This window comes from Streptomyces sp. UNOB3_S3 (genome assembly GCF_020740895.1).
GTDB lineage: Bacteria > Actinomycetota > Actinomycetes > Streptomycetales > Streptomycetaceae > Streptomyces.
The window spans coordinates 1-4,028 of the sequence record NZ_JAILXP010000506.1; the positions used below are offsets into that span (position 1 = coordinate 1).

A 4,028-nucleotide genomic window follows, 5' to 3' on the forward strand; every position below is an offset into this window, starting at 1 on the left:
CCGGGGACTCCCACCACGGCCTCGGCCCGCCACCGCCCCCTACCGGATATCGGCCAGCACCCCGAGCACGGCCGCCTCGTCCCCGGCGTCCAGCAACCGCCCCCGGAACCCCGGATCCAGCAGCTTCCGCGCCAGCAGCGCGAGGATCCGCAGGTGCTCGTCCCCGGCCAGCGCCTCCGGCACGGCGATCATAAAGATCAGCCGGGCCTTCGACCCGTCCAGCGCACCCCACTCGATCCCCTCGGCGGACCGGGCGAAGGCGACGACCGGGGCCGTCACCGCGTCCGTCTTCGCATGCGGAATGGCGATCTCCTCGCCCAGCCCGGTGGTGCCCAGCTCCTCGCGGGCGAGCGCGGCCGTGACGAGCGCGTCGACGTCCCGCACCCGCCCCGTGCCGGCCAGCAGCTCCGCCAGCTCCCGGATCGCCGCCTCCTTGCGGACCGCCGCGAGGCCCAGCCGCACGGTCCGCCCGGTGAGATAGCCGGACAGCACCTCGGGCGCCGTCGGCGCGGCACCCACGGCCGTACCGCTCGCACCGGCAGTACGGGCGACGGGCACCGCCACAGCTCCGGCACCGGCGCCGGCGGCGGCCGCACCCCCACGTCGCCCACCACCCAGCGCCATCAACGTCACCGTGGTCAGCGCCGTCACCACCATCCCGACCCCGATCGCGATGAAGAACATCGGCACACCGCTCACCGCCCCCAGCACGGCCACCACGGGCCCGCCGTGCGGCACGCTGTCCCCCACCGCCGCGAGCCCCGCGATGGCGCCCGCCACCGCGCCGCCCATCATGTTCGCTGGAATCACCCTCGCCGGGCGGGCCGCGGCGAAGGGAATCGCTCCCTCGGTGATGCCGAAGAACCCCATGAAGAGGGCCGCCAGCCCCGTCTCCCGCTCCTGCTCGCTGAACATCCCGCGCCGCAACAGCGTCGCCAGCCCCTGCCCGAGCGGCGGCACGGGGATCGCGGCGGCGCACATGCCCATGATCTGCGGGTTCTTGGACACGAGGCCGGCGCCGAAGAGGAAGGCCGTCTTGTTGACCGGCCCGCCCATATCGAAGGCGATCATGAGACCCAGGAGCACACCGAGCAGCGCCGCGCTCGTTCCCGTCAGACCGCCCAGCCAGCTCGTGAGGTGCTCGAAGACCCAGGCGATGGGCCTGCCGAGGACATAGATGAAGAACAGGCCGAGCACCGAGGTCGCCACCACCGGGATCACGATGATCGGCATGATCGGCCGGACGAACTCCGGGACCCGGATCTTCTTGATCCACAGAACCAGATAGCCGGCCAGGAAGCCCGTCACGATCGCCCCGATGAAGCCCGCGCCGGACTTGGAGCCGTACAGCGCGCCCGTGTTGGCGATCCAGCCGCCGATCATTCCCGGCACCAGCCCGGGCCGGTCGGCGATGGCGTAGGCGATATAGCCGGACAGGATCGGCACCATCAGCGTGAAACCGATGACCCCGATGTCGTTGACGTGCTTCCAGAACGTGCCGTCCGGGATCACCAGCCCGCCGTCCGGCCGGGGATGCCCGCCCAGGGCCAGCGACACCGCGATCAGCAGCCCGCCGGCCACGACGAACGGGATCATGTACGAGACACCGTTCATCAGCGCCTTGTAGACGGTCCCGCGCCCCGGCATACGGACACCCGGCGCGCCCCCCGGCCCGGTGCCGCCCCCGCTCCTGCCCGTGATCGTCGCTCCGCCCGGTTCGTGGACGGGGGCCTCCAGCACCCGTTCGATCAGCTGTTCCGGGTGGTGGATGCCCTCGGCGACACCGACGACCAGCAGCCGCTTGCCCACGAACCGGCTGCGGTCGACGTCCTTGTCGGCCGCGATGATGACACCGTCGGCCTGGCTGACATCGTTGTCGGTCAGGACGTTCTCGGCCCCGATGGAGCCCTGCGTCTCCACCTTGATGTCGTGGCCGAGCGCTTCCGCCGCCTGCGTCAGCTTCTCCGCCGCCATGTACGTGTGCGCGATACCGGTCGGACAGGCGGTCACGGCAAGCAGCTTGAGCCGCTGACCGCGCCTCGTCGCGGGGGCGGACGGATCGGCTGATGGCGTCACGTGGATCTCCTCACAAACTCATCGTGCCCGCATCCTGCAACACCTGACGGTCCGACGGACAGGTCGTCCGGGGCGAGTCCGGAACCCGGCCCTCGGGGCTGGGGCTCGGCAGGGGCCCCGGTGTAGATTCGTGCCAAGAGCCAGACGTCGCTGCTGATGGCAGGTCGGGCGGCCCGCGCGACGGACCGGCCGAGGGAGAGAGGGCCTCCGACGGACTGGGCTGCGGCCGGGGGAGCAGTGTGCGACCGATCGCGCCGCGGACCGCGCTCAGCCGGGTCCGCGCCACGACCGGGCGACGCTGTCCGTCCGCGTGCACAGCCGTACCCACTCCCGCTCGCCCCTGTAGGAGGAGCAGCCGTATGACTACCACCACCGGTCAGGACTTCAAGGTCGCGGATCTGTCGCTGGCGGCCTTCGGTCGTAAGGAGATCACCCTCGCCGAGCACGAGATGCCCGGCCTGATGGCGATCCGCAAGGAGTACGCGCAGGCGCAGCCGCTGGCGGGCGCCCGCATCACCGGCTCGCTGCACATGACCGTGCAGACCGCCGTCCTCATCGAGACCCTGGTGGCGCTCGGCGCACAGGTCCGCTGGGCGTCCTGCAACATCTTCTCCACCCAGGACCACGCGGCCGCCGCCATCGCCGTCGGCCCCGAGGGCACCCCGGAGAACCCCCGGGGCATCCCCGTCTTCGCCTGGAAGGGCGAGACGCTGGAGGAGTACTGGTGGTGCACGGAGCAGGCGCTGACCTGGCCCGGCACCCCCACCGGCGGCCCGAACATGATCCTCGACGACGGTGGTGACGCCACCCTCCTCGTCCACAAGGGCGTGGAGTTCGAGAAGGCGGGCGCCGCCCCCGACCCGGCCACGGCCGACAGCGAGGAGTACGCCCAGATCCTCACCCTCCTCAACCGCACCCTCGCGGAGAACCCGCGGAAGTGGACCCAGCTGGCGTCCGAGATCCGCGGCGTCACCGAGGAGACCACGACCGGCGTCCACCGCCTCTACGAGATGCAGCAGGCCGGCACGCTGCTCTTCCCCGCGATCAACGTCAACGACGCGGTGACCAAGTCGAAGTTCGACAACAAGTACGGCTGCCGCCACTCCCTCGTCGACGGCATCAACCGCGCCACCGACGTCCTCATCGGCGGCAAGGTCGCGGTCGTCTGCGGCTACGGCGACGTGGGCAAGGGCTGCGCCGAGTCCCTCCGCGGCCAGGGCGCCCGGGTCGTCATCACCGAGATCGACCCGATCTGCGCCCTCCAGGCCGCCATGGACGGCTTCCAGGTCACCACCCTCGACGAGGTTGTCGAGACCGCCGACATCTTCATCACCACGACGGGCAACAAGGACATCATCATGGCCTCGGACATGGCCAAGATGAAGCACCAGGCCATCGTCGGCAACATCGGTCACTTCGACAACGAGATCGACATGGCGGGCCTGGCCAAGGTCCCCGGCATCGTCAAGGACGAGGTCAAGCCCCAGGTCCACACCTGGACCTTCCCCGACGGCAAGGTCCTCATCGTGCTGTCCGAGGGCCGCCTGCTGAACCTCGGCAACGCGACCGGCCACCCCTCCTTCGTGATGTCGAACTCCTTCGCGGACCAGACCCTGGCCCAGATCGAGCTCTTCACCAAGCCCGAGTCCTACCCGACCGACGTCTACGTCCTGCCCAAGCACCTGGACGAGAAGGTCGCCCGGCTCCACCTCGACGCCCTCGGCGTCAAGCTCACGACGCTGCGCCCGGAGCAGGCGGCGTACATCGGAGTGAAGGTGGAGGGCCCGTACAAGCCCGACCACTACCGCTACTGATACCGCTACTACCGGTACCGCTACCGACCGGGCCGCCCGGCGGAACCCCGGTAGCTTGTAGAACAGGCCCCTGCCTCCCCGGCGGGGGCCTGTCCCATTCGCGTCAAGGACCCCACCATGCCCCGCGGCCGTTACTCC

Annotated in this window: 2 protein-coding genes; one reads left to right on the forward strand and one right to left on the reverse strand. The window is 70.5% G+C overall.

Annotated elements, in window-relative coordinates; all coding sequences use genetic code 11:
• Positions 1 to 39: 39 nt before the first annotated feature.
• Positions 40 to 2,076, reverse strand: coding sequence for a fructose-specific PTS transporter subunit EIIC (locus tag K6I33_RS32620; protein WP_374286436.1), 2,037 nt, complete (start codon positions 2,074 to 2,076; stop codon positions 40 to 42).
• 359 nt (positions 2,077 to 2,435) lie between these two features.
• On the opposite strand from K6I33_RS32620, the gene ahcY reads away from it, so the two are divergent.
• A complete protein-coding gene (gene ahcY, locus K6I33_RS32625) occupies positions 2,436 to 3,890 on the forward strand; it encodes an adenosylhomocysteinase (RefSeq protein ID WP_229358233.1) in 1,455 nt (484 codons plus the stop codon).
• Positions 3,891 to 4,028 lie beyond the last annotated feature (138 nt).

Excerpts from the sequence above, each read along its gene's own strand:
- ahcY (WP_229358233.1), top strand. The coding sequence starts at position 2,436 with ATGACTACCACCACCGGTCAGGACTTCAAGGTCGCGGATCTGTCGCTG.